Source organism: Staphylococcus sp. EG-SA-2, from assembly GCF_017152085.1.
The window spans coordinates 1-4,607 of the sequence record NZ_JACYHC010000473.1; the positions used below are offsets into that span (position 1 = coordinate 1).

Annotated in this window: 5 protein-coding genes and 1 pseudogene; all 6 read left to right on the forward strand. The window is 32.7% G+C overall.

Annotated features, from left to right (window positions below):
- Positions 1–135, forward strand: a pseudogene (locus IDG60_RS07010) (NADP-dependent oxidoreductase); the annotation flags it as partial.
- Positions 136–369: 234 nt separating this feature from the next.
- The gene (locus IDG60_RS07015) at positions 370–1,377 is read left to right on the forward strand and encodes a zinc-binding alcohol dehydrogenase family protein (protein WP_000781951.1); all 1,008 of its coding nucleotides are present in this window, start codon (positions 370–372) and stop codon (positions 1,375–1,377) included.
- Between the two features lie 307 nt (positions 1,378–1,684).
- Positions 1,685–3,247, forward strand: a complete 1,563-nt coding sequence (locus IDG60_RS07020; protein ID WP_000792342.1) for a BCCT family transporter — start codon at positions 1,685–1,687, stop codon at positions 3,245–3,247.
- 174 nt (positions 3,248–3,421) lie between these two features.
- Positions 3,422–3,958, forward strand: a complete 537-nt coding sequence (gene amaP, locus IDG60_RS07025; protein WP_000825819.1) for an alkaline shock response membrane anchor protein AmaP — start codon at positions 3,422–3,424, stop codon at positions 3,956–3,958.
- A gap of 12 nt (positions 3,959–3,970) precedes the next feature.
- Positions 3,971–4,210: a DUF2273 domain-containing protein gene (locus IDG60_RS07030; RefSeq protein WP_000002683.1), complete on the forward strand. Its 240-nt coding sequence runs from the start codon at positions 3,971–3,973 to the stop codon at positions 4,208–4,210.
- A 62-nt stretch (positions 4,211–4,272) separates the two neighbouring features.
- The coding region (locus IDG60_RS07035; RefSeq protein WP_206160576.1) for an Asp23/Gls24 family envelope stress response protein at positions 4,273–4,607 on the forward strand (335 nt) is incomplete at its 3' end.

The following is a 4,607-nucleotide window of genomic DNA, read 5'->3' on the forward strand; positions in this document are numbered from 1 at the left end:
GCAACATGGGTTCAAGAAGGTAAAATTCAGTCACAAGTAACCATTGAAGATGGTTTTGAAAATGCGCCACATGCATTTAAAAATTTATTTACTGGCGATAACTTTGGTAAACAAGTTATTAAAGTAACGGAATAATAAAGTATACGTTTTAACAAACTAACTTTGTTAATTGATCAAAATTTAATAACTTTCTTATCTAAAGCAAATTTGTTCAGTAACATGGTAGAAATAAGTCTAAAATGTAATACGAAAGTCGTCTGTAATTATTTATATATTCAAATGAAAAAGGAGTCATGATGCTGCGGTATAAGCACACATGGCTTCTATTTTGTATAATAAGAAATAAGTTCATAAATGAGGTGAAACGATATGAAAATGATAGGATTTGAAAAGCCCTTTAAATTGGAAGAAGGAAATTTATTTAAAGTATACGAACAAAGAAAGCCAACGCCAGAAAACGATGATATCTTAGTCAAAGTAAATAGTATTAGTGTAAATCCTGTAGATACAAAACAACGTCAAATGAAAGTCACTCAAGCACCTCGTGTACTTGGGTTTGATGCTATTGGTACTGTTGAAGCTATCGGACCAGACGTTACATTATTTAGTCCGGGTGACGTTGTATTTTATGCTGGATCGCCAAATAGACAAGGATCAAATGCGACATATCAATTGGTGTCAGAAGCTATAGTTGCAAAGGCACCACACAACATAAGTGCTAATGAAGCGGTTAGTCTACCGCTAACTGGTATTACGGCATATGAAACGTTTTTTGATACATTTAAAATTTCACATAATCCTTCTGAAAATGTAGGTAAATCCGTGTTAATCATTAATGGTGCCGGTGGTGTAGGCAGTATAGCCACTCAAATTGCTAAACGGTATGGTTTAACTGTCATTACAACAGCATCACGACAAGAAACAACAGAGTGGTGTGAAAAGATGGGCGCAGATATCGTATTGAATCATAAAGAGGATTTAGTGCGTCAATTTAAAGAAAAAGAAATTCCATTAGTAGATTATATATTTTGCACTTATAATACAGACTTGTATTACAATACTATGATTGAACTGATAAAACCATTAGGGCATATTACGACTATCGTAGCTTTTAATGAAGATCAAGATTTAAATGCATTAAAATTAAAAAGTATAACATTTACACATGAATTTATGTTTGCGCGTCCAATTCATCGAACGCCTGATATGATTAAACAACATGAGTATTTAGAAGATATTACGAAAAATATAGAATTAGGGCATTACCAACCAACAACGACACAAGTTTTTGAAGGTTTATCACCTGAAAACTTATATCAAGCACATCAATTGTTGGAAAAACAATCAATGATTGGGAAATTAGTAATTAATATATAGATTAGTAAGTAAAGTCGCCTTATGCAGAAAATACTGTATAGGGCGACTTATTTTTTGTGTCTAGCGACTATTGATTCTAAACGGAAATATGGCAACTTTACAGGTATCAAATCAATAATGCACTAGAAAGGCATTACTTAAATACAATAAAATACTTTGTTGCTCAATGATAAATAATTTGAGTGTGTTTTATATATCATTTTTAAAAGATGAGGCATTATTAATTGTGTCTATATAAAATTACAAATGATTAAAATGTTGCAGTTATGGGTATGAACTTACCATTACACAGAAAGGGTTTGTATTTATGAAAAATAAATCAGTAAGTCTAGTGTTTTGGGTATCTTTAGTGATATGTACGATATTTGTTGCTTTTGGAGCAATATTTCCGAAACAATTAGAAAAACTCACGCAAAACATTACTACATTTATTGCGCTACATTTTTCTTGGTATTATTTATTGCTCGTTTTAGTTATTTTATTTGTCTGTGTGTATATTTTATTTTCGAGATACGCAAACATTACATTAGGTGAAGAAGGCGAAGATCCTGAATTCTCATTGCCGTCTTGGTTTGCTATGTTATTTAGTGCTGGTATGGGAATAGGACTTGTGTTCTGGACAACGGCAGAACCAATCAGTCATGCCTTCAAATTAACGCCTATTCATAAAGCTGGCACGCAATCTGCAATTAATGATGCAATGCAGTTTTCATTTTTCCATTGGGGGATTCATGCATGGGCAGTCTATGGTATTGTCGCGCTTGTGTTTGCATATTTTAGCTTTCATAAAGGATATCCTGGCTTAGTCAGCGCTACATTGACGCCTTTATTAGGTGAAAAGGCAATGCGTGGACCTTTAGGTGGTGCCATTGATGTATTGGCAGTCATAGCTACAGTAACAGGCGTTGCTGCAACATTAGGTTTCGGTGCATTGCAAATAAACGAAGGTTTACATTTTTTATTTAATGTACCGAGTAACTTCACGATGCAAGTAATCTTGATTGTCATTGCAACCATATTATTTACTTGGTCAGCATGGTCAGGTATCGATAAAGGTATCAAAACGTTGAGTAATATCAACATGTTACTTGCTTTTGTAGTACTTATTGGTCTTTTTATTGTTGGGCCAACGCTTTACATTTTAAATACATTTACAAATGGTCTAGGTAATTATATTGCAAATTTCTTTAGTATGAGTTTACGTATTCCGTCAGGCGGTCAAAAATTCCAATGGTTACAAAATTGGACAATCTTTTACTGGGCATGGTGGATATCTTGGGCACCATTTGTAGGTATATTTATTGCACGTGTGTCAAAAGGACGTACGATTAAAGAATTTATTCTAGGTGTACTTTTTGTCCCGGCGTTAGTTTGCTTTATATTCTTTGCGGTATTCGGCGCGTCAGCAATTTACTTACAAGATAATCATATTGCCGATATTGCTAAAGCAGCGACAGAAACAGCAACTTTTGCAACGCTACAACATTACCCACTAGGTTTTGTATTAAGCTTAATTACTTTACTTGTTATTATGATTTTCTTTGTTACATCAGCGGATTCGGCAACTTATGTTTTAGGTATGTTGAGTTCAAGAGGTGATATTAATCCGAAGTCATTTGTCAAAGTGAGTTGGGGTATCATTATGGCATTATTTGCAATTATTATGATTTACACAGGTGGTACGCAAGCGATACAAAATTTATTAATCATTGCTGCGTTACCATTTTCCGTGGTCATTATAGCGATGATATGGTCGCTTTTAAAATCTTTGAGTGAGGAGAAACCGAGAAATAGTAATAAGGTTTTAATTAAACATCGTGACCCAGATATTTTAGAATACCGTTCTTCAAAACATATTGATGAAAATTAATTAATAATGAGGTTTTATTTACAAAAACTAGGGAATATATTACTAAATGGTACTTCATCTTATATATTAAAAATAAATTTAAAGTTATTAATTTATTATGTTTAAGAAAAAAACTGATGGGTACATATTTAATATGTTTTTAAATTAACTTTAACTAAGGAGGTGTCGTTAGGGGTGAAACGACTTAAAAACTTTATCCTTGGCTTATTAATAGTAGTAATCGTGGGGTTCCTGTTATTCATGTATATCCAAGATGGACGTATAACTGAATATCAAGACTACTTCCTTCAATTTGAATGGTTCCAACCATTACTTATTTCACTTGCTGCACTATTGATATTAATAGGTCTTATATTAGTATTTAGTATCTTCAAACCTACGCATCGAAAACCTGGATTATACAAAGACTTCGATGATGGTCATGTTTACGTATCTCGTAAAGCTGTTGAAAAGACGGCATTCGATACGGTTGCAAAATATGATCAAGTAAGACAACCAAATGTAGTTGCGAAACTATATAACAAAAAAAATAAATCTTATATCGACATTAAAACTGACTTTTTCGTACCAAATAATGTTCAAGTTCAATCTTTAACTGAAGCAATTCGTTCGGATATTAAAAAGAATGTAGAATATTTCACAGAAATGCCAGTACGTAAGTTAGAAGTTAATGTGAGAGATCAGAAAACTTCTGGTCCACGAGTGTTGTAAGGGAGGTATATCATGGCTAACAATCATAACCAAAACGGACAAGACTCTACACAACAAGTGATTAATTTTTTAAAAGTATTTAAATGGAGAATCGTTGGTTTCCTAGCGTTTCTATTAATCGCGATATTATTCTTAACGTTAGGTTTTTGGAAAACAGTACTTATCATCGTTTTATGTTTAATTGGTGTAGGTATTGGGTATATGAAAGACCGTAAGCAAGATTTTATGAATTTTTTAAATCGATGGAGTTAATTCATCAATTTAGAATTTAATTAAAAAAATATAAAAATTAACAAGCAAAAGGAGAATCTATTATGACTGTAGATAACAATAAAGCAAAACAAGCATACGACAATCAAACTGGTGTTAACGAAAAAGAAAGAGAAGAGCGTCAAAAACAACAAGAACAAAATCAAGAGCCTCAATTCAAAAATAAATTAACTTTCTCTGATGAAGTTGTTGAAAAAATTGCTGGTATCGCTGCACGTGAAGTTAAAGGTATCTTAGACATGAAAGGTGGCTTAACTGATACATTCACTAATGCATTCTCAAGTGGAAATAACGTTACTCAAGGTGTATCTGTTGAAGTTGGTGAAAAACAAGCTGCTGTAGACTTAAAAGTAATTTTAGAATATGGTGAATCAGCACC